Origin of the sequence: Streptomyces sp. NBC_01244 (assembly GCF_035987325.1) — a bacterium.
Taxonomy (GTDB): domain Bacteria; phylum Actinomycetota; class Actinomycetes; order Streptomycetales; family Streptomycetaceae; genus Streptomyces.
This window is the reverse complement of record NZ_CP108488.1, coordinates 2656136-2675397: the sequence shown is the minus strand read 5'-3', so window position 1 is coordinate 2675397 and position 19262 is coordinate 2656136. Positions and strand designations below refer to the sequence as shown.

At 70.2% G+C, this 19262-nt stretch carries 17 protein-coding genes and 1 tRNA gene; 5 read left to right on the top strand and 13 right to left on the bottom strand.

The window, feature by feature from the left end; all coding sequences use genetic code 11:
• Positions 1 to 24 precede the first annotated feature (24 nt).
• Positions 25 to 597, bottom strand: coding sequence for an RBBP9/YdeN family alpha/beta hydrolase (locus OG247_RS11800; protein WP_327252188.1), 573 nt, complete (start codon positions 595 to 597; stop codon positions 25 to 27).
• A 102-nt stretch (positions 598 to 699) separates the two neighbouring features.
• On the opposite strand from OG247_RS11800, the gene OG247_RS11795 reads away from it, so the two are divergent.
• Together OG247_RS11795 and OG247_RS11790 are read left to right on the top strand one after the other, a co-directional pair.
• Positions 700 to 1305 carry a TetR/AcrR family transcriptional regulator gene (locus tag OG247_RS11795; protein WP_327252187.1) on the top strand — a complete coding sequence of 202 codons (606 nt, stop codon included), beginning with the start codon at positions 700 to 702 and terminating at the stop codon, positions 1303 to 1305.
• A gap of 39 nt (positions 1306 to 1344) precedes the next feature.
• Entirely contained in the window at positions 1345 to 1806 is a 462-nt protein-coding gene (locus OG247_RS11790; RefSeq protein ID WP_327252186.1) for a MarR family winged helix-turn-helix transcriptional regulator, read from the top strand.
• Here the strand turns inward: OG247_RS11790 and OG247_RS11785 are convergent.
• A complete protein-coding gene (locus OG247_RS11785) occupies positions 1803 to 2525 on the bottom strand; it encodes a helix-turn-helix domain-containing protein (RefSeq protein WP_327257433.1) in 723 nt (240 codons plus the stop codon). The two genes, OG247_RS11790 and OG247_RS11785, sit on opposite strands and share 4 nt — an antisense overlap.
• A 152-nt stretch (positions 2526 to 2677) precedes the next feature.
• Positions 2678 to 2750 (bottom strand) — tRNA-Leu (locus OG247_RS11780).
• Positions 2751 to 2849: 99 nt separating this feature from the next.
• Here OG247_RS11780 and OG247_RS11775 point away from each other — a divergent pair.
• Positions 2850 to 3509: an ANTAR domain-containing response regulator gene (locus OG247_RS11775; RefSeq protein ID WP_250744985.1), complete on the top strand. Its 660-nt coding sequence runs from the start codon at positions 2850 to 2852 to the stop codon at positions 3507 to 3509.
• Between the two features lie 79 nt (positions 3510 to 3588).
• On the opposite strand, the gene OG247_RS11770 is transcribed toward OG247_RS11775, so the two are convergent.
• The 9 genes from OG247_RS11770 to OG247_RS11730 form a co-directional block, all read right to left on the bottom strand.
• A complete protein-coding gene (locus OG247_RS11770) occupies positions 3589 to 4305 on the bottom strand; it encodes an ABC transporter ATP-binding protein (RefSeq protein WP_327252185.1) in 717 nt (238 codons plus the stop codon).
• Complete coding sequence (locus OG247_RS11765; RefSeq protein ID WP_327252184.1) at positions 4302 to 5255, bottom strand: ABC transporter ATP-binding protein; 954 nt, start codon at positions 5253 to 5255, stop codon at positions 4302 to 4304. The genes OG247_RS11770 and OG247_RS11765 overlap by 4 nt, the downstream gene beginning before the upstream one ends.
• Positions 5256 to 5259: 4 nt before the next feature.
• Positions 5260 to 7092 carry a branched-chain amino acid ABC transporter permease gene (locus OG247_RS11760; protein ID WP_327252183.1) on the bottom strand — a complete coding sequence of 611 codons (1833 nt, stop codon included), beginning with the start codon at positions 7090 to 7092 and terminating at the stop codon, positions 5260 to 5262.
• Positions 7093 to 7097: 5 nt separating this feature from the next.
• Positions 7098 to 8027 carry a branched-chain amino acid ABC transporter permease gene (locus tag OG247_RS11755; RefSeq protein ID WP_250744988.1) on the bottom strand — a complete coding sequence of 310 codons (930 nt, stop codon included), beginning with the start codon at positions 8025 to 8027 and terminating at the stop codon, positions 7098 to 7100.
• Positions 8028 to 8171: 144 nt separating this feature from the next.
• Entirely contained in the window at positions 8172 to 9398 is a 1227-nt protein-coding gene (locus tag OG247_RS11750) for a branched-chain amino acid ABC transporter substrate-binding protein (protein ID WP_327252182.1), read from the bottom strand.
• 301 nt (positions 9399 to 9699) lie between these two features.
• Entirely contained in the window at positions 9700 to 10380 is a 681-nt protein-coding gene (locus OG247_RS11745; RefSeq protein WP_327252181.1) for a Tat pathway signal sequence domain protein, read from the bottom strand.
• Positions 10377 to 10778: a hypothetical protein gene (locus OG247_RS11740; protein WP_327252180.1), complete on the bottom strand. Its 402-nt coding sequence runs from the start codon at positions 10776 to 10778 to the stop codon at positions 10377 to 10379. The genes OG247_RS11745 and OG247_RS11740 overlap by 4 nt, the downstream gene beginning before the upstream one ends.
• A gap of 38 nt (positions 10779 to 10816) precedes the next feature.
• Positions 10817 to 11296, bottom strand: coding sequence for a PaaI family thioesterase (locus tag OG247_RS11735; RefSeq protein ID WP_327252179.1), 480 nt, complete (start codon positions 11294 to 11296; stop codon positions 10817 to 10819).
• A 54-nt stretch (positions 11297 to 11350) separates the two neighbouring features.
• The gene (locus OG247_RS11730) at positions 11351 to 13639 is read right to left on the bottom strand and encodes an FdhF/YdeP family oxidoreductase (protein WP_327252178.1); all 2289 of its coding nucleotides are present in this window, start codon (positions 13637 to 13639) and stop codon (positions 11351 to 11353) included.
• A 331-nt stretch (positions 13640 to 13970) separates the two neighbouring features.
• Here OG247_RS11730 and polA point away from each other — a divergent pair, with 331 nt between their 5' ends.
• On the top strand, positions 13971 to 16697 hold the full coding sequence (polA, locus tag OG247_RS11725) for a DNA polymerase I (protein WP_327252177.1): 2727 nt from the start codon (positions 13971 to 13973) through the stop codon (positions 16695 to 16697).
• A 38-nt stretch (positions 16698 to 16735) separates the two neighbouring features.
• Here the strand turns inward: polA and OG247_RS11720 are convergent, their stop codons facing one another.
• Positions 16736 to 17611, bottom strand: coding sequence for a DUF4184 family protein (locus OG247_RS11720; protein WP_327252176.1), 876 nt, complete (start codon positions 17609 to 17611; stop codon positions 16736 to 16738).
• A 175-nt stretch (positions 17612 to 17786) separates the two neighbouring features.
• Here OG247_RS11720 and OG247_RS11715 point away from each other — a divergent pair, with 175 nt between their 5' ends.
• The gene (locus tag OG247_RS11715) at positions 17787 to 19145 is read left to right on the top strand and encodes a lytic transglycosylase domain-containing protein (protein WP_327252175.1); all 1359 of its coding nucleotides are present in this window, start codon (positions 17787 to 17789) and stop codon (positions 19143 to 19145) included.
• Positions 19146 to 19262: the final 117 nt, after the last annotated feature.

Sequence of the window (19262 nt, the reverse complement as noted above, 5' to 3'; positions counted from 1 at the left end):
ACCGCCCGCAGGCAACTGCAGCGACTACAGCACCTCACGTATAAGACGCACCGCGTCGGGCAACACCAAACGGCTCTCACCCGTACTCGGGAAGTGCCCGCCCGACGCGGTCACCCGCGCCTCGGCGCCCAGCTCCCGCACGAACCGCAGCACGTGCTCACCCGTCGCCTCCCCGGTCACCGGGTCATCCGCCGCGTGCAGCACACGGAACTCCCGTGCAGCCTTACGGATCCGCTGCCAGTCGAACTCCGGCGAGAAGAACGGCGCCAACGCGTCATACCCCACCTCGCCGGACATCGACGCCACGAACACCACCCCCGCGAACGCCCCCTCGGCCTCCGTGTCGTGCTCCAGCAGCAGCCGCAGCACATTCACCCCACCCAGACTGTGACCCACCAGCACCGTCTCACCGGCCGGCGCACCCTCCACCGCCGCCTCCAGCTCCTTCAGCCACACACCGGGCTCCGGAGCGAACGGCTCGGGGAAGTTCGGAATCCGCACCTCATGCCCCTCCGCGGCGAACTCCTCGCCCGTCGCCGCATACCAGTGCTCCCCGGCATGCATCCCGTACCCGTGCGCGATCACGATCTTGCCCATGACTCCACCCCTCGTATCCCTCGGCATCTCTCAGCCTCGGCGGATCCTTCAATCGAAACGCTACGCCGCGTTTCGATAAAACGCTAGGGCTATCGTGAAGCCGTGTCAATCACTCCTTCGGGCAACCCGCCCCGCACCGGCGGCCGCCTCCGCAACGAAGACGCCCACCACTCCGTCCTCGAGGCCACCGCCGCACTCCTCGTCGAGAACGGCTACGGCGCCCTCACCATCGAAGGCGTCGCCAAGCGCGCCAACGTCGCCAAGAGCACCGTCTACCGCTGGTGGAAATCCAAGCCCGCCCTCGTCATGGACGCCTACGCCCACGAAACCGCCGCCCGCGTCCCCGAACCCGACACCGGCACCCTCACCGGCGACCTCACCGCCTTCGTCACCGACCTCTACCGCATCGGCCGCGACCCCGTCCGCGCCAAAGCCCTCACCGGCCTCATGGCCGAAGCCCAGCTCGACCCCGCCTTCGCCGAACCCTTCCGCGCCTGGGTCGCCACCCGCCGCGAGGTCGTCGCCACCCTCCTGACGAGGGCGGTCACCCGCGAGGAACTCCCCGCCGCCACGGACCTCGACCACGCGGTCGACCTGGTCTTCGGGCCGTTCTGGTACCGCCTCCTCATCGCCCACGCCCCCCTCGACCCCGCCGACGCGGAAGCCCACGTGGCGACGGTCCTCCACGGCCTGGCAGGCGCCAAGTAGCCTTGACCTCAAGCAGACTTGAGGTCATAGCCTCCTGGCATGACGGCGATCAAGCAGTACTCACAGGACCAGCTCGCGGCCCAGCCCATCGGCTACTGGGCCCGCGAGGCCGCGAACCTCGTCATAGGCGGCCTCAGGGCCGCCCTGGCCGAGGAAAACCTCACCCAGCCCCACTGGTGGACCCTCAACCACGTGGCAGCCGCCCCGGCCCACTGGAAGCGGGCGGCCCTCACGGAGAAGCTCACCGCGTACGACGACCAGGACACCGACTTCGAGGCCCTCTACGACGACCTGGCGGCCCGAGGCTGGCTTACGGAGACGGACGGCGTGTTGACCCTCACGGAACAGGGCGAAGCCGGCCGGGTCCGTGCGCACGACCGCAACGCGAAGGTGCACGCGCGGATGCGGGAGGGTATGGACGATGCCGCCTACGCGGCGACCATCGACGGCCTGCGCCGCATGGTCGCCAACCTGGGCGGCAGCGGCGACCTGCCGGGCTAGTACTTCGGCCCGATGTGGGCGTCCATGAGCGCGACGGAGTCCTTGCGGGCGATGGACACGTTGAAGGGGTCGCAGCCCCGGGCCAGGATCGTCCACTGGACGCCGACCTTCGCCAGGGTGTCCGTGCAGAGCTTCCGAATGTCGTCGGACTTGTTCGTGAAGAAGTACCGGGGGTACTCGTAGCGCTTGCCGTTGCGGACAGTCCAGTTGGTGATCCGGCACCCGTCGGAGTGGATCAGTCCACGGAGGAACTCCCAGGGGTGGGCGTCGACGATGGCCTGCTGCCAGCCCTCCAGGACGATGCGCCGATCATGCTTCTTGCCGGGCCCGTGCTGCGGGAACAGGCAGGTCCAATGGTGGGTGTAGGACTTGACCTCCACGCAACCCTGCCGCTGCACGCGTCCCACCTTGGGCAACGACATGACGCGGTGCATCGCCGCTTCGGCGGCGTCGATGAGACCGGGCCAGGAGGCGTCGCAGGAGACGGACAGGTGGTGCTGCTTGTACTTGGAGATGATGTGGCCGTCACCGAGGTAGAGACCCAGGAGATAGGCGTACGCGGGCTGGTCGGCTTCGCGGCCAGTACATCTCGGGCAGTCGGTCGGACGGACGTACACCTCACCGCGGTGTCTTCGGTCCTCGGACCGCCACCAGCCGATGGTGCCGCGCGGTATGCCCAGGTGTTCGGCGACCACTCGATTGGTCACGCCCCGGCGCATCAGCAGGACTGCTTCTTCGCGTATCGAAGGATTGTGCTCCACGCTTGGGAGCTTCGCCGCTGTTCGTCCAGATAGTCGCAATTCGAAGCTGCGTTCACTGTGACGAGTGAAGATCCTAAAATCGCTTGGCGACCTTGGAAACGAAGGAGAAGTGCCCCGAGTCGGATTCGAACCGACGCTGAATGGGTTTTGAATCCATGGCCTCTGCCGCTGGGCTACCGGGGCCCCTTCGAAACAAAGGATACCTAAGACCCTCCGTGTCACAAACATACAGGAGCTAGGTAGGCTCGGGGGAGCTGAATCGCCTTGCACCAAGGAGCCCCCGTGACCGCCGAGCACGAGTCGACGCCCACGCCCGACGCCGACCAGTCGCACGTTCCGCCGCTGACGACGCGCGTCGTCATCGCCGAGGACGAGGCGCTCATCCGTCTCGACCTCAAGGAGATGCTCGAAGAGGAGGGCTACGCCGTTGTCGGTGAGGCCGGAGACGGCCAGACCGCCGTCGAGCTGGCCCGGGAGCACCGTCCCGACCTGGTCATCCTTGATGTGAAGATGCCCGTCCTGGACGGGATCTCCGCCGCCGAGAAGATCGCGGAGGAGTCCATCGCCCCCGTGCTGATGCTCACCGCGTTCTCGCAGCGGGATCTCGTGGAGCGGGCGCGGGACGCCGGGGCCATGGCGTACCTCGTGAAGCCCTTCAGCAAGAGCGACGTCGTCCCCGCCATCGAGATGGCCGTGTCCCGCTTCGCCGAGCTCCGCGCGCTGGAGAAGGAGGTCGCCGACCTTTCCCTCCGCCTGGAGACGCGCAAGCTGGTGGACCGGGCGAAGAGCATCCTGCAGACGCAGTACGGGCTCTCCGAGCCGGCCGCCTTCCGGTGGATCCAGAAGACCTCGATGGACCGCCGCATGTCCATGCAGCAGGTCGCCGAGGCCGTCATCGAGGACGCCGAGGAGAAGAAGGCCGCCGCCGGCAAGGGCGAGTAGGCCCCCAGCACAGCAACGAGTGAGGCCCGCCTCCGGATCCTGGATCCGGAGGCGGGCCTCACTCGTACGCGAAGGGTGCTCAGTCCTCGCCGAGGTACGCCTTGCGGACGTCCTCGTTGACCAGGAGCTCGCGGCCCGGGCCCGACAGGACGACCTTGCCGATCTCCATCACGTGGCCCTGGTCGGCCAGGGAGAGCGCCGCCTGGGCGTTCTGCTCGACCAGCAGGATGGTGGTGCCCTGTGACTTGAGCTCGGAGATGGTCGCCATGATCTTCTGCATCATGATCGGCGAGAGGCCCATGGAGGGCTCGTCGAGCATCAGCAGCTTCGGGCGGGACATGAGCGCGCGGCCCATGGCGAGCATCTGCTGCTCGCCGCCCGAGAGGGTGCCGGCGGCCTGCTTGCGGCGCTCTCCCAGGATCGGGAAGAGGTCGTAGGCACGCTGGACGTCCTTCTGGATGCCGTCCTTGTCCTTGCGGAGGAAGGCGCCCAGGAGGAGGTTGTCCTCGATGGTCATGCGCGGGAAGATGTGCCGCCCCTCGGGGGAGTGGGCGAGTCCGAGCGCGACGATGTCGTGCGCGGGGATCTTCTTGAGGGACTTGCCCTGGAACTTGATCTGGCCGCCGCGCGGTTTGATCAGGCCCGACAGGGTGCGCAGGGTCGTCGTCTTGCCGGCGCCGTTGGTGCCGATGAGGGTGACGATCTGGCCGGCGTCGACGCTGAACGAGATGCCCTTGACGGCTTCGATCTTGCCGTAGGCGACGCGGAGGTCCTCGACCTCGAGGAGTGCGGTCACCGGTCTTCTCCGTCCGTGCTGGTCGCGCTGGTCGTGCTGTCCGTCGCCTCGTCGGCCGCGTCCGCGACCGCGGCCGCCTCGTCGTGTGCGGCCTCGCTGTGTGCTTCGGCTGCTTCGACTTCGGCGAGTTCTTCGGCGCCGGGGGCGCCTTCGAAGGGTTCGCCGAGGTAGGCGGCGATGACGCGCTCGTCGCCCTGGACTTCGGCGGCGGTGCCTTCGATGAGCTTTTCGCCCTGGACGAGGCAGGCGACGCGGTCGCAGAGGTTGAAGATGAAGCGCATGTCGTGCTCGATGACGAGGACGGCGATGCCCTGGTCCCGGATGGCGAAGATGAGTTCTTCGGTGGCGCGGGTCTCCTGCGGGTTCATGCCGGCGGTGGGCTCGTCCAGGAGGATGAGGCCGGGGTCGCTGGCGAGCGCGCGGGCGATTTCGAGCTTGCGCTGCTCTCCGTAGGGGAGGTTGCGGGCGAGGTGCTCGGCCTTGTGGGCGAGGCCGATGAACTCGAGGAGTTCCATGGCCTTCTCGCGGCTCGCCGCTTCCTCCCGGCCGAAGCTGGGGAGGCGCAGGAGGGAGGCCCAGAGGCCGACCTTGGTGCGGGTGTGGCGTCCGACGAGGACGTTTTCCAGGACCGTCATGTTGTTGAAGAGACGGATGTTCTGGAAGGTGCGGGCGACGCCGGCGGCGGTGACCTTGTACGACTTGGGCGGCAGGACCTTGTCCTTGTACCGGACTTCACCCTCGGTGGGGATGTAGAGGCCGGTGAGGCAGTTGAAGAAGGTGGTCTTGCCGGCGCCGTTGGGGCCGATGAGGCCGACGATCTCGCCGCTGCGCACGGTCAGGTCGACGTTCTTGACGGCGGTGAGGCCGCCGAAGCGCATCGTGACGCCGCGTGCGTCGAGGACGGTCTCCGCCGTGGTGGCGGGGGGCGTGTCGGTGGTGGTGGTCGTCATGGGTTCAGACCCCTGCCTTGCCGAGAACCGTGGGCGCTTCCATGTCCTCGTGGAGTTCGAGCTGGTTGCGCCGGTTGGGGATGATGCCTTCGGGGCGCAGGCGCATCAGGACGATGAGGGCGAAGCCGAAGACGAGGAGCTGGTATTCGCCGAGGAACTGGAGCTTGTTGGGGATCAGGAAGAGCAGCGATCCGCCGACGAGGGGTCCGGAGATGGTGCCCATGCCGCCGAGGACGACCGCGGCGAGCAGGAACGCGGAGTTCGGGGGCACGGCGTTGGCGAAGGTGTACTGGTCGGGGGTGACCGTGTAGCTGACGTGTGCCTGGACGGCTCCGGCGAGGCCTGCGAGGGTGGCGCCGAGGGCGAAGGCGATGAGCTTGACGCGGAAGCCGTTGATGCCCATGGCTTCGGCGGCGGTTTCGTCTTCGCGGATGGCGACCCAGGCGCGGCCGATGCGGGATTCCGCGCTGCGGCGGAAGACGAGGATCACGATGAGGGTGATCAGCAGCATCAGCAGGAAGTAGTTCGCGAAGCGGCCGATGGTGAATCCGGCGATGGTGTGTGTGGCGCCGAAGTCGAATCCGAAGAGGTTGACGTTCGGGATGCCGGCGATGCCGTTGGGCCCGTTGGTGATGTCGGGGCCGGAGGTGCCGTCGAGGTTGTTCATGGAGATGCGGAAGATCTCACCGAAGCCGAGCGTCACGATGGCGAGGTAGTCGCCGCGCAGGCGCAGGGTGGGTGCTCCGATGAGGACGCCGAAGACCATGGAGGCGGCGGCGCCGAGCAGGATTGCGGCCCAGAAGGGGAAGTGCACGCCGAAGGGGGAGTTCGGGGAGCCGGAGACCAGGGCCGCGGTGTAGGCGCCGACGCCGAGGAAGGCGACGTAGCCGAGGTCGAGGAGGCCGGTGAGGCCGACGACGATGTTCAGGCCGAGTGCGACGGTGGCGAAGATCAGGATGTTGACGCCGAGGTTCGCGTACTGGTCGTCGGTCTGGGTGAGGGGGAAGGCGGCCGCGGCGGCGAAGGCGCCCACGAGGGCGACGTTGCGGTGGCGGGTGGTGAGGGCGGTGACGCGGGCGAAGAGGCCCGCCTTGTTGAGCGCTGCGGCACCGAATCCGGCGGTGATCAGGAAGCCGACGAAGAGTTCCTGGTACGGGGTGGTGATGCCGTAGGTGAAGACGGTGAGCGCGAGGCCGAGGACGGCGGCGATCAGGAGGATCTCGGCCCAGGCCGGGAGGGTGCGGGCGGGCTTGACGGGGCCGGAGGCGAAGGCGGCCTTGAAGGTCGTCCAGCGGTTGCCGGCTTCGTGCTTGTACTTGTCCCAGGCGGTGTCGTCGGGGTCGGGGCCTTCGAGCGCGGGGCGTTCGAAGGGGAGTCCGAAGGCGCCGATGACGGCGAGGAGGCTGACCAGGGCGGCGATGCCGGCTCCGGGTTCGAGGTCTGCGAGGAGTCCGAGTTCGAGGACGATCGAGACGACGGTGTACCAGGTGGTGGCGAACGCGGCGAGGGCGGCGAGTTTGATCGCTGCGTCGGCGCCGGCGGGGGTGAGCCAGCCCAGGCCCTTGGTGCCGTAGGAGGCGAGTCCGAAGAGGGCGGTGAGTGCGCCGCCGATGAGGACGAGCCACTGGAGGCCGGCGGGGGAGCCGTAGTAGGTGAGGTCCCCGGGGAAGGCGGTGCTCCAGGTCCAGGAGAGGAACGCGGAGACGACGGTGAGTGCGCCGCCGGCGGTGGCCAGCGCGCGGGCCGTCTTCTCGGGGAGGGGGATGAGCCCCTTGGCCGGTGCGGTGGTCTTCACGGTGTTCTCGGGGTTCGCGGTGTCCGCGGTGATGTTCGTCATGGAGGTCACACCCTGTCCGCCACGCGCTGGCCCAGCAGGCCTTGTGGCCGGAAGAGGAGCACGAGGATGAGAAGTACGAACGCCCAGGTGTTACCCCAGGACTGGCCGCCGAGCTGTTCGAAGCCGGGGATGTCGGCTACGTAGACGGTGGTCAGGGTTTCGGCGAGTCCGAGGACGAGGCCGCCGACCATGGCGCCGTAGATGTTGCCGATGCCTCCGAGGACGGCGGCGGTGAAGGCCTTGAGGCCGAGGAGGAAGCCCATTTTGAACTGGACTTCGCCGTACTTGAGGCCGTAGGCGACGGCTCCGATGGCGGCGAAGACGGCTCCGAGCGCGAACGCGGTGGTGATGATGCGGTCGGTGTTGATGCCCATGAGCTTGGCGGTGTCGGGGTCCTGGGCGGTTGCCTGCATGCCGCGGCCGGTGCGGGTCTTCTTGACGAAGAAGCCGAGGAAGGCCATGGATATGGGGGCTGCGATCAGGAGGAAGACGTCGCCGGTCTGGATGGTGACGCTGCCGAGGTGGAAGGGTCCGCCGGGGATCTCGGGGAAGATCAGGGAGGATTCCGCTCCGGGGTACCAGGCCCATACCGCCTGCTGGAGGGCGATGGAGAGGCCGATGGCGGTGATGAGGGGGGCGAGGCGGGGAGCGTTGCGCAGGGGTCGGTAGGCGAAGCGTTCGGCACCGACGGCGATGAGGGTGGCGACGATGACCGCGCCAATGATCATGAGCGGAAGGGCGATCCACATGGTGGTGCCCCCGGGGAGCATCAGCCAGACGGTGAGCGCTCCGAATCCTCCGGTCATGAAGATCTCGCCATGCGCGAAGTTGATGAGCTGGACAATGCCATAGACCATCGTGTAGCCGATGGCGACGAGCCCGTACATGGATCCCAGTAGCAGGCCGTTGACCAGCTGTTGCGGCAGTTCGTGCACCGCAGGTCCTCCGAGTCTTTCGACGGATGTGACTCCGCGCGGGGCGCTTTTTGTGCGCGCCCCGCGCGGCAGGTGGGTCGTGCTCCCGTGGCCGGCCGTTCGAGCGGACTACCGGCTACGGGTCGTTCGGGTGGTCAGTGGAGGTCAGCCGAGGGTGCCGGACTCGACGGACTTCCACTCGGTGCCCTCGACCTTGTAGACGGTGAGCTGCTTGTTGGTGGCGTCACCGAACTCGTCGAAGGAGACCTTGCCGGTCACACCGTCGAAGGAGACGCCCTGGACGGCGGCGAGGACCTTGGCGCGGGCGTCGGCGGGGAGCTTGCCGTTGTTGGCGTCGACGGTGGCCTTGACGGCCTCGATGATCGCCCAGGCGGAGTCGTAGGAGTAACCGCCGTAGGCGGCGAAGGGCTCCTTGTATCCGGCCTTGGTGTAGTTGGCGACGAAGTCCTTGGCGGACGGCAGGCTCTCGACCGGGGCGCCGACCGAGGTGGCGAGGTCGCCCGCGGATTCGGCGCCGGCGAGCTCGACGTACTTCTTGTCGTAGATGCCGTCACCGCCGACGAGCGGGATCTTGGTGCCGGAGGCCTTGATCTGCTTGCTGAGCGGGCCGGCCGCCGGGTACTCGCCGCCGTAGTAGACCACGTCGGCGCCGGAGCTCTTGACCTCGGTCACGATCGCGGAGAAGTCCTTGCTCTCCGGGTCGATGTGGCCTTCGCCGACGACCTGGCCGCCGAGCTTGGTGAACTCGCCCTTGAAGGTGCCGGCGAGGCCCGCGCCGTAGGTCTTCTTGTCGTCGATCAGGAAGACCTTCTTCTTGCCCGCCTTGTTGAAGAGGTACTGCGCCGCGAACGGGCCCTGGATGGCGTCCGTGGTGGCGGTGCGGAAGTAGCTCTTGTAGGTGCGGACCTTCTCGCCGCTGGCCCACTTCGGCCCCTGGGAGAGGGACGGGCTGGTGTTGGCCGGGGAGATCTGGGCGAGCTTGGCGTCGTCGAAGACCTTCTGCATGGACTCCGAGACGGAGGAGTTCAGCGGGCCGACGACACCGAGGACGTCCTTGTCGGCGACGAGCTTGGTGGCGTTCTGCTGGCCGGAGGAGGCCTGGGCCTGGTCGTCGAGGGCCTGGATCTTGAAGGTGACGCCCTTGACGTACTTCTTCTCGTTGGCCTGCTTGGCAGCCAGGTCGGCGGAGTTCTTGATGCCGAGGCCGAGGGCGGAGAGGTCGCCGGTCAGCGGGGCGTCGACGCCGATGACCACCGTGGTGTCGCCGCTGCCGGCGTCGTTGGTCTTTTCTCCGCGCGATCCGCAGGCGGTGAGGGTGAGGGCGCCCGCAGCGAGCGCGGCGGTCACGGCAATGAGAGAACGCTGACGCACGATCAGTCCTTTCCTGGCACTGCGTCCCCCGTGGGACGCACCGTGTCGAACGCGGGGAACCGAACTGAAAGGAATCCGGCTGGTCGCGGTGACTGGCCGTGACTCTAAGCGGGTCTTAGGACGTTATGGAGGGCTGAGGCCAATGATGTGACTCTCTTGTTATGCCACGGCGTAATGCATAGCGGATGTCTGCGGGTGGAAAGGGGGAAATCCGGCCGGTTCGTCTTGTCCGCATGCTGAGACCGGTGAGGACCGTTGGGTGGTTTGGGTACTGTCGCGCCAGGACTCTGGGCCCTTTTGGTCATGACGGCGGCGAGGTGCTCGCGTCTCGATCTTCGGGACAGGCCCTGGTCAGGGCGGTGGAGAGATCTCGCGCATAACGGTCACCGGGGATGTAGCTGTGATCCTCTTTCTCAAACCCATTACTTAGGGTTACTTCCAGGAAAGGGAGTCCGGAATTCCGTGCCACATGCACGCAGTCTGTGACTCGAATCCGTACGGCGAGGTCACGGGCCTCGCCCGGGGCGAGTGTGGCCGGAAGTGGTGGCTGGACCTCGATCGTCAGCGCCCGCGAGGACTGCGTCAGCCGCTCCAGGGTGACGGCCGGACCGGCCCCGGCGCGCACACGCACGGTGAACGCGAAGGCCGCGGCGGAGGGGGTCTGCCCGGGATCCTGCCCGGGGTCCCGTCCGGCGTCCTGCCCGGCCGGATCGACGTACGCGAGGGAGAACACCTGCGAGGGTGCGGGCGGCCGGTACGGGGCGGGGCGCGGCCGGGCCGCGTACAGCGCGGCCCCGGCGGCGAAGACGGCGGACGCGCAGGTCAGCGCCCCGAGGGCCAGGACGGCCCGCCGGTGGCCCTCGTAGACCTCACGGAGCCGCCGGACGGCCGGCGGCGTGCGCGGCGCGTGGGGGGCGGCGTGCGGGTCCTCGTGGGGCTCCGTGCCCTCCCCGGGTTCCACCGGGCCGATGCCGCCGCTCACTGCCAGGGACCGCCCGTCGGGGTGCCCGACCGGTAGCGGTCCGCGCAGCGGCGCTCCGCCTCCCGGGCGGTGAGCTCGCGCGCGGCCGCCGGGCCCTTGGCGTCCCGCTCGGCGCGGGCGTCGGCGAGGACGGCGCGCAGGATGTCGTTCTGGCCGCCGGACAGGCCCATGGACTGGTAGTCGAGGGCGACGGCGTCGCGGCCCTCGCCCGCGTCGAGGATCACGCCCGCCCAGTGGGTGATCAGGCGGGTGCAGACGTCCTGGGGCGCCGTCGGGGCGGAGCTGGTGGCGGGAGGGGGCCCGGGATCGCCGCCGGCGCAGCCGAGCGGTGCGGCGGCCAGCAGCGCCGTCGTCGCCGCTGCGGCCAAGGCGCGCCGCGGCGCCGGTCCGGATCCCATGCGGGCACGCTAGACCGGCGCCGCTGCGAGGGCAACGGCTAGTTGTGGCCGTCCTGTTGCGGGTTCACGTCGCGCAGCAGGCAGGTCAGGCGGGCGGTGCAGACCCGGCGGTCCTGTTCGTCCGTGATGACCACCTCGTAGGTGGCGGTCGAGCGGCCCCGGTGCACGGGGGTCGCGACTCCGGTGACCAGGCCGGACCGGGCGCCGCGGTGGTGGGTGCAGTTCAGGTCGACGCCGACGGCGACCTTGGTGATGCCGCCGTGCATCATCGCGCCGACCGAGCCGAGGGTCTCGGCGAGGACGGCGGAGGCCCCGCCGTGGAGGAGTCCGTAGGGCTGGGTGTTGCCCTCGACGGGCATGGTGGCGACGACGCGCTCCGCGGAGGCTTCGAGGATGCGGATGTCCATCCGCTTGCCGAGGTCACCCGCCGAGAACAGCGCGGGCAGGTCGATGCCCAGGGCCGTGTACTCGTCGAGGACCTCCTGTGGGAACTTCACCGCGTGCTGCTGCTCGCCCATGGGCCGACTCCGTTCGTCAACGTTCGTTAACCATCTTGTCCTGAGGTCGTTCTATCAGGACGGCTCGAAGCGCACGACGACGGACTTGCTCGCCGGGGTATTGCTGGTGTCCGCCGTGGAGTCGAGGGGCACCAGCACGTTGGTCTCGGGGTAGTAGGCGGCGGCGCAGCCGCGGGCGGTCGGGTAGTGCACGACGCGGAAGCCGGGGGCGCGCCGCTCCACGCCGTCGCGCCACTCGCCGACGAGGTCGGTGTACGAGCCGTCGGGGAGCCCGATCTCGGCGGCGTCCTCGGGGTTGACCATGACCACGCGGCGGCCGCCGGTGATCCCGCGGTAGCGGTCGTCGAGGCCGTAGATGGTGGTGTTGTACTGGTCGTGGCTGCGCAGGGTCTGCAGGAGCAGGCGCCCCGGCGGGAGGTGCGGGTACTCCACGGGGGCGGCGGTGAAGTTCGCCTTGCCGGTCTTCGTGGGGAAGCGGCGCTCGTCGCGCGGGGCGTGCGGGAGCTGGAAGCCGCCCGGGCGGGCGACGCGGGCGTTGAAGTCCTCGAAGCCGGGGACGACGCGGGAGATCCGGTCGCGGATGGCGGCGTAGTCGTGTTCGAAGTCCTCCCACGGGGTGCGGGAGGCCTCGCCGAGGACGGCGCGGGCCATGCGGGCCACGATCGCGGGCTCGGAGAGCAGGTGCGGGGAGGCGGGGGCGAGGTTGCCGCGCGAGGAGTGGACCATGCCCATGGAGTCCTCGACGGTCACGAACTGCGCTGTGCCCTTTTTGCCGAGAGCGCCGGCCTGGACGTCCTTGTCGGTGCGCCCGAGGGTGGGCAGGATCAGGGCGCGCCTGCCGGTGACCGCGTGGGAGCGGTTGAGCTTGGTGGAGACGTGCACGGTCAGGGAGGCGCGGCGGATCGCGGCCTCGGTGACCTCGGTGTCGGGGGTGGCGCCGACGAAGTTGCCGCCCATGGCGAAGAGCACCTTGGCCTCGCCGTCGCGCAGGGCCTGGATGGAGCGGACCACGTCGAAGCCGTGCTCGCGGGGCGAGGTGATGCCGAATTCCTTGTCGAGGGCGTCGAGGAAGGCGGGTGCGGGGCGCTCGAAGATCCCCATGGTGCGGTCGCCCTGCACGTTGGAGTGGCCGCGTACGGGGCAGACGCCGGCGCCGGGGCGGCCGATGTTGCCGCGCAGGAGCAGCAGGTTGACGACCTCGCGGATGGTGGCGACGGAGTGCTTGTGCTGGGTCAGGCCCATGGCCCAGCAGACGATGGTGCGCTTCGAGGCCAGGATCATGGCGAGGGCGCGCTCGATGTCGGGGCGGGTCAGGCCGGTGGCGGTGAGGGTCGCGTCCCAGTCGGTGTCCTTGGCGGTGGCCGCGAACTCCTCGTAGCCGTGGGTGTGTTCGCGGATGAACTCCTCGTCGGTGGCGCCGCCCGCCTCGATGACCAGCTTGTTCAGGAGGCGGAAGAGGGCCTGGTCGCCGCCGATGCGGATCTGGAGGAACAGGTCGTTGAGGGCGGTGCCCTTGAGCATGCCGAGGGGGGTCTGCGGGTTCTTGAACCGTTCCATGCCGGCCTCGGGCAGCGGATTCACCGAGATGATCTTCGCGCCGGCGGACTTGGCCTTCTCCAGGGCGGAGAGCATGCGCGGGTGGTTGGTGCCCGGGTTCTGCCCGGCGACGATGATCAGGTCGGCCTGGTGGAGGTCTTCGAGGGAGACGCTGCCCTTGCCGATGCCGATCGTCTCGTTCAGTGCGGAGCCCGAGGACTCGTGGCACATGTTCGAGCAGTCGGGGAGGTTGTTCGTGCCGAACTCGCGGACGAACAGCTGGAAGAGGAAGGCCGCTTCGTTGCTGGTGCGGCCCGAGGTGTAGAAGAGGGCCTCGTCGGGGGAGTCCAGGGCGCGCAGCTCCTGCGCGATCACCGCGAAGGCCCGCTCCCAGCTGACCGGCTCGTAGCGGTCGGCGCCCGCCTCCATGAGCATCGGCTGGGTGATCCGGCCCTGCTGGCCCAGCCAGTAGCCGGAGCGGGTCTCCAGGTCGGCCAGGGGGTGCTCGGCGAAGAAGGCGGGGGTGACCCGGCGCAGGGTGGCCTCCTCCGCGACGGCCTTGGCGCCGTTCTCGCAGAACTCGGCGGTGTGCCGCTTGTCGCCCTCGGGCCAGGCGCAGCCCGGGCAGTCGAAGCCGTTCTTCTGGTTGACCTTGAGGAGGGTGCGGGCGGTACGGGCCAGGCCCATCTGCTCCTGCGCGATCCGCAGGGTGTGCCCGATCGCGGGCAGGCCCGCGGCCGCGTGCTTGGGGGGCGTCACCTGGGGTGCGTCCTGTACGGGATCCCCTGCGGGCGGCTTGGTGGCCATGGCGCTCCCCTTCGAGCGTGTGTGCGAATGCAGCACATAGTGCCGCACTTCCGATCCTTTCACGGCCGCCGGGTGGCCGGGAGGGCGGTACGGAGCGTCCGGAGTCCGGACGAGTGCGCCGGGGGCGGCCGCTGCGACGGATGCGCCGGGGGAGCCGGGAGAGCTGGGAGAGCTGGGGGGAAGTCGGACGGGGAGGCTCCCCGGGAGGCGGCGGACCGGCCCCGGGAGGGACGGCGGCCGGACCCGCCCGGGGCCGGGCCCGGACGGCCGTCCACTGACCGGGTGACCACCGGCGCCGGAAATGTCAGTGCGGCGGCCTAGGATCGGGGGCGTGGCAGATTCAGCATCGAAGAAGACCGACCAGCCGACCGCAGCGGACCGCCCCCGCCTGATGCTCATGGACGGGCACTCCATGGCGTACCGGGCGTTCTTCGCGCTGCCCGCGGAGAATTTCACGCTCGCGACGGGGCAGTCGACGAACGCCGTCTACGGATTCGCGTCGATGCTGGCGAACACGCTGCGCGACGAGGCGCCCACGCACTTCGCGGTGGCGTTCGACGTGTCCCGCAAGACGTGGCGCGCGGCGGAGTTCCCCGAGTACAAGGCGAACCGTTCCAAGACCCCCGACGAGTTCAAGGGACAGGTGGAGCTGATCGGCGAGCTCCTCGACGCGATGAGCGTGCCGCGGTTCGCGGTCGACGGCTTCGAGGCCGACGACGTGATCGCGACGCTGGCCACGCAGGCCGAGGCCCTCGGCTTCGACGTGCTCATCGTCACCGGCGACCGTGACTCCTTCCAACTGGTCTCCGAGCACACCACCGTGCTCTACCCGACCAAGGGAGTCTCCGAGCTGACCCGGTTCACCCCGGGAGAGGTCGAGGAGAAGTACGGCCTCACCCCCCAGCAGTACCCGGACTTCGCGGCCCTGCGCGGCGACCCGTCCGACAACCTCCCCGGCATCCCGGGCGTCGGCCCGAAGACCGCCACCAAGTGGATCACCCAGTTCGGGTCGTTCGCGGAGCTCGTGGAGCGCGCCGACGAGGTCAAGGGCAAGGCCGGGGAGAGCCTCCGGGAGAACCTGGACGCCGTGAAGCTCAACCGGGTCCTGACCGAGATGGTCAAGGACGTCGCCCTGCCCAAGACCCCCGCGGAGCTGGCCCGCGCCCCCTACGACCGGAGCGCCGTCACCGGGGTCCTGGACGTACTGGAGATCCGCAACGCCTCCCTGCGCGAGCGACTGCTCGCCGTGGACCCGGGCGCCGCCGGGGAAGAGGCCCCGGCCCCGGCGGCCGCCGCCGCCGTGGAGCTGGACGGCTCCGTCCTCGGCGCCGGCGAGCTCGCGCCGTGGCTGGAGAGCCACGCGGGCACCCCGCTCGGCATCTCCACCGTCGACACCTGGGCACTCGGCGCCGGCAACGTCTCCGAGATCGCCCTGGCCTCGGCCGGGGGAGCCGCCGCCTGGTTCGAGCCGTCCGCACTGGACGAGGCCGACGAGCGGGCCTTCGCCGCCTGGGCCGCCGACGCCGCCAAGCCCAAGGTGGTGCACAACGCCAAGGCCCTGATGAGGGTCTTCCCCGAGCACGGCTGGACCCTGGCCGGGGTCGCCATGGACACCGCGCTCGCCGCCTACCTGGTCAAGCCGGGCCGCCGCTCCTTCGCACTGGACGTCCTCTCCCAGGAGTACCTGCACCGGGAGCTGGCGCCCGCCGCCGCCGACGGGCAGCTCGCCTTCGGCGCCGACGACACCGCCGAGGCGGAAGCCCTGATGGCGCAGGCCCGCGCCGTCCTGGACCTCGGGGACGCCTTCGCGGTGAAGCTGCCCGAGGTGGGCGCCGCCGAGCTGCTCCACGACATGGAGCTGCCCACCTCCGAGCTGCTGGCCCGCCTGGAGCGGGCCGGCATCGCCGTGGACCGGAGCCACCTCGAAGCGATGGAGCAGCAGTTCGCCGCGGCCGTGCAGCAGGCGGTGAAGGAGGCCCACGCGGCGGTCGGCCACGAGTTCAACCTCGGCTCGCCCAAGCAGCTCCAGGAGGTCTTCTTCGGCGAGCTGGACCTGCCGAAGACGAAGAAGACCAAGACCGGCTACACCACGGACGCCGACGCGCTCGCCTGGCTGGCCACCCAGACCGACCACGAACTGCCCGTGATCATGCTCCGCCACCGGGAGCAGGCCAAGCTGCGCGTCACCGTCGAGGGCCTGGTCAAGATGATCGCCGCCGACGGCCGGGTCCACACCAGCTTCAGCCAGACCGTCGCCGCGACCGGCCGGCTGTCCTCCACCGACCCCAACCTGCAGAACGTGCCGGTGCGCACCGATGAGGGCCGGGCCATCCGCCGCGGCTTCGTCGTCGGCGAGGGCTACGAATCCCTCATGACCGCCGACTACAGCCAGATCGAGCTGCGCGTCATGGCCCACCTCTCCGAGGACGAGGGCCTGCTCGAAGCCTTCCAGTCGGGCGAGGACCTGCACACCACCGTCGCCTCCCAGGTGTTCGGCGTCGAGCGCTCCGAGGTCGACGCCGAGATGCGGCGCAAGATCAAGGCCATGTCCTACGGCCTGGCCTACGGACTCTCCGCGTTCGGTCTCGCCCAGCAGCTGAACATCGAGCCCGGTGAGGCCCGCGGCCTGATGGAGACCTTCTTCGAGCGCTTCGGCGGGGTCCGGGACTACCTGGGCCGCGTCGTCGAGGAAGCCCGTGCCACCGGCTACACGGCCACCGTCTTCGGCCGCCGCCGCTACCTCCCGGACCTCAACAGCGACAACCGCCAGCGCCGCGAGGCCGCCGAGCGGATGGCGCTGAACGCGCCGATCCAGGGCACCGCCGCCGACATCGTCAAGGTCGCGATGCTGCGCGTGGACCAGGCGATCACCGGGGCGGGGCTGAAGTCGCGGATGCTGCTCCAGGTCCACGACGAAATCGTGCTGGAGATCGCGCCCGGAGAGCGCAAGCAGGTGGAGGAGCTGGTGCGCCGCGAGATGGCCGCCGCCGTCGACCTGCGGGCCCCGCTGGACGTGTCCGTGGGGGTCGGCCCCGACTGGGAGTCCGCCGCGCACTGACCGCCCGCACCCGTGATCCGGGCAGCGCCCGTTCCCGCCTACTGGGCGGGGACGGGCGTTCTCGTGTCGGTGTCGGTGTCCGCGTCGGCCTCCGCGGTCGGGAGGTCGCGGACCCGCCGGTGGAGCAGGCGCACGAGGACCCCGTAGAGCAGCAGCCCCACGGCGAGACCGCCGCCCGCGCCGAAACAGACGGTCGGGATGATGTCGAGCGGCGTGCGGATCCGGTCGAAGTAGGTGAAGAAGCGCAGCACGCGCAAGGTCACCCCCACCGCCACGCAGACCAGGACCAGCGCGAGCGCGCCCCACACCCCGGCCCGGCCGAGCACCGGGACGGACGCGGGGGCCGGCGAGTCCGGCAGCCGGCGCAGCGCGGTCGCCGTGAACCAGACCAGGACACAGGCCGCGAGCGCCGAAGTCCCGTACTGCAGGTACGAGTAGAGGGGCAGCCCGAGGGCGAGCGGCTCGCCCAGCTGCGGCAGGATGCGCGTCCCGAAGCGGTCGACGTGCGTGAAGGCGTCCCACACCACGTGGGTGAGGGAGCCGATGGCCGCCGAGAGGTAGAACCACAGGGCCAGTGCGGGCAGTCGGCGCCCGCGCCATTCCTCGCCCCGGACGAAGGCGTGCACCCTGCCCTGCCGCCCGCGGGGCAGGAGTGCGATCAACGGTTCGCGCAGCAGCAGCCAGCACGCCGCGAGGACGGCGGTCAGGACCGCGTCGGCGGTCAGGACGCCGGGCAGGGAGTGCGTGAAGGTGCTGTACGGCCTGAGGCCCGGCACCACGATGTCGACGAAGTAGAGGGTGTCCGGAGCGAACGACCCGAGGACCAGGGCCGATACGACGAGGGGGCCGCGCGCACGACCGGACCGGCGGACGGCCGGAAGTACGGCGGCCGCGTGGCTGAGAGTGAACGGCATGGGGACCTTGTCTCGGGTGGCTCGGCTCATCGACCGTGCGGTGAGCCCGGTGCCTCCAGTATGGGTGGCCTGCGGAACTCATGAGGAAATCGTGAATTCCCGCACACGATGCGTGCCCTGTTCAGCGAGTTGACGTAGGGTCACGCGGACGTCGAGGGGGAGGGGGGTCCGGCTCATGACGGCTCGGATTCGAATACCGGCAGGCGCGTCCGCGGGGATACCGGCGCGGTTCGGCCGGGTGGTGCGCAAGGGCGGGGCCGCCGTGCTCGTCTCCGCTGTCGTGGCCGCCGTACTGACCGCCTCGCAGGGACCGCTCGCGGCCGGCGCCGACGCGTCCGCGGTCGCGGAACCCGCGCCCGAGGGCTCCGCGGGCGACGGCTCCTACTTCACCGCGCTGCCGCCGCTGGTGAGCCCCGAACCGCCGGCCGTGCTGCTCCCCGAGGGCGGGGCGACGCCGCCCCCCGTGGCGCCGGCCGCCGCGGATCCGGGGCCGCGCACCGAGCCCGCGGCCACGGGTGGCGCCGAGGGCGCGCAGGGCATACCGGCGAGCGTGCTCGCCGCGTACCGGGGCGCGGAGCTGACGGTCGGCAGGAACGACCCCGGATGCGGACTGCGCTGGCAGCTCCTCGCGGCGATCGGCAAGGTCGAGTCCGGGCAGGCGCGCGGCGGTCAGGTCGACGCCTCCGGTACGACGCTGCGGCCGATCCGGGGGCCCGTGCTCGACGGCAACGGCTTCGCGAACATCCCGGACACCGACGGCGGGGCCTACGACGGGGACTCCCGCTACGACCGTGCGGTCGGGCCGATGCAGTTCATCCCGTCCACGTGGGCCTCGTGGGGCCAGGACGCCAACGGGGACGGCCGCCGTGACCCCAACAACGTGCACGACGCCGCGCTCGCGGCGGGCCGCTACCTGTGCGCCGGTACGCGTGACCTGCGGGTGGAAGCGGATCTGGACCGGGCCGTGCTGTCGTACAACAACTCCTCCGCGTACCTGCGGACGGTGCGGTCGTGGTTCGCGTACTACCTGAAGGGCGCGCACGAGGTCCCGGACGGCCGTGGCGGTGGTGGTGCCGGTACCGGTACGGGTGGCAAGGGCACCCCGGCGGTGACACCTCCGCCGCCGTCCCCGACGCCGAAGCCCACGCCTTCGCCCACGCCCACGCCTTCGCCGAAGCCGACGCCTACTCCGAGCCCGACGCCGACTCCGAGCCCGACGCCCACGCCGAGCCCGACGCCCACGCCGAAGCCGACGCCGACTCCGAGCCCGACGCCGACTCCGAGCCCGACGCCGACTCCGAGCCCGACGCCCACGCCGAGCCCCACGCCCACGCCGAGCCCCACGCCGAGTCCGAAGCCGACCCCCAGCCCGACCCCGAGTCCGAAGCCGACCCCGTCGCCGACGCCCGAGCCCGCTCCGAAGCCCACGGCTTCGGTCTCCCCGTCGCCGAAGCCCAAGCCGTCGCCCAAGCCTTCACCGTCACCGTCACCGTCCGCGTCCGCCGCCGCTCCGGCGCCCACGCCGGCCCCCTGACGCGCCGACGCCCCTGACCCGCGCCGCCCCCGCCTCCCAGGCGGGGGCGGCGCCTCGGTGTGAGCCCGCGCGGCCCGGGTCCCCGCGCGAGCAGTGGCGCAAACGGTTCTCATCTGT

What these genes read in the sequence shown, in the direction of transcription:
- OG247_RS11800 (WP_327252188.1), bottom strand. Translation starts at nt 597, where the DNA reads ATGGGCAAGATCGTGATCGCGCACGGGTACGGGATGCATGCCGGGGAG.
- OG247_RS11790 (WP_327252186.1), top strand. Translation starts at nt 1,345, where the DNA reads ATGACGGCGATCAAGCAGTACTCACAGGACCAGCTCGCGGCCCAGCCC.
- OG247_RS11785 (WP_327257433.1), bottom strand. Translation starts at nt 2,525, where the DNA reads ATGCGCCGGGGCGTGACCAATCGAGTGGTCGCCGAACACCTGGGCATA.
- OG247_RS11765 (WP_327252184.1), bottom strand. Translation starts at nt 5,255, where the DNA reads ATGACGACCACCACCACCGACACGCCCCCCGCCACCACGGCGGAGACC.
- OG247_RS11760 (WP_327252183.1), bottom strand. Translation starts at nt 7,092, where the DNA reads ATGACGAACATCACCGCGGACACCGCGAACCCCGAGAACACCGTGAAG.
- OG247_RS11740 (WP_327252180.1), bottom strand. Translation starts at nt 10,778, where the DNA reads ATGGGATCCGGACCGGCGCCGCGGCGCGCCTTGGCCGCAGCGGCGACG.
- OG247_RS11735 (WP_327252179.1), bottom strand. Translation starts at nt 11,296, where the DNA reads ATGGGCGAGCAGCAGCACGCGGTGAAGTTCCCACAGGAGGTCCTCGAC.
- OG247_RS11730 (WP_327252178.1), bottom strand. Translation starts at nt 13,639, where the DNA reads ATGGCCACCAAGCCGCCCGCAGGGGATCCCGTACAGGACGCACCCCAG.
- OG247_RS11720 (WP_327252176.1), bottom strand. Translation starts at nt 17,611, where the DNA reads ATGCCGTTCACTCTCAGCCACGCGGCCGCCGTACTTCCGGCCGTCCGC.
- OG247_RS11715 (WP_327252175.1), top strand. Translation starts at nt 17,787, where the DNA reads ATGACGGCTCGGATTCGAATACCGGCAGGCGCGTCCGCGGGGATACCG.